This window comes from Nocardia tenerifensis NBRC 101015 (genome assembly GCF_000308715.1).
Lineage (GTDB): Bacteria > Actinomycetota > Actinomycetes > Mycobacteriales > Mycobacteriaceae > Nocardia > Nocardia tenerifensis.
Genome location: NZ_BAGH01000186.1, coordinates 1 through 1001, shown reverse-complemented (window position 1 = coordinate 1001; position 1001 = coordinate 1). Strand labels below are relative to the sequence as shown.

1 protein-coding gene is annotated in these 1001 nt (G+C 72.0%); it reads left to right on the top strand.

What is annotated here, in order from left to right:
* The coding region (locus tag ON39_RS15490; RefSeq protein WP_157195475.1) for a DEAD/DEAH box helicase at positions 1-1001 on the top strand (1001 nt) is incomplete at both ends.

The following is a 1001-nucleotide window of genomic DNA, read 5'->3' as shown; positions in this document are numbered from 1 at the left end:
CGGCCTGCGGGTCGCGTCCGTGGTCGGCGGCGCGCCGATCCGGCGGCAGGCCGAGCGGCTCGCGCGCGGCGTCGACCTGTTGATCGCCACGCCGGGGCGGCTCGCCGATCTGATCGCGCAGGGTTCGGCGGCGCTCGACGACGTGCGGATCACCGCGCTGGACGAGGCCGACCACATGGCCGACATGGGGTTCCTGCCGCAGGTCACCAAGCTGCTCGATCAGACGCCGAAAGACGGTCAGCGTCTGCTGTTCTCGGCCACGCTGGACGGCGAGGTGGACAAGCTCGTCCAGCGCTACCTGCGCGCGCCCGTCACGCACTCCACCGCCCCCGCGTCCGCCTCCGTCACCACCATGACGCACCACCTGCTCTACGTGCGCGACAAGCTCGCCAAGCGCGCCGTCGCCGCCGAGATCGCCGCCCGCGACGGACTCACCATCATGTTCGTCCGCACCAAACACGGCGCCGACCGCCTCGCCAAGCAGCTGCGCGGCGCGGGCATTTCCGCGGGCGCGCTGCACGGCGGCAAGGCGCAGAACAACCGCACCCGCACCCTCGCCGCCTTCGCCGACGGTTCCGTCCCCGTGCTGGTCACCACCGACGTGGCCGCCCGCGGGATCCACGTCGACAACATTTCTCTTGTGGTGCACGTGGATCCGCCGGCCGAACCGAAGGCTTACCTGCATCGCGCCGGGCGTACCGCGCGGGCGGGTGAGGACGGGGTCGTGGTCACGCTAGTGATGGACGAGGAGCGGCGCGAAGTGGAGGCGATGACCCGGAAGGCCGGGGTCGAGATCGTCGGGATCGAAGTACGTCCCGGCGACGCGCGGTTGATCGAGATCACCGGCGCACGTCGACCCTCCGGCATCCCTGTCGCAGCTCCCGCACCGCCGGAACAGCCTGGGGCAGAACGGAAGACGTCCGGTAGTCGGCGACGAGGTGGAGCCGGGCGACGGACGGCCGAGCCGCGCGGCGGAGGTGCGCCGGTGCGGGCGGAGCATG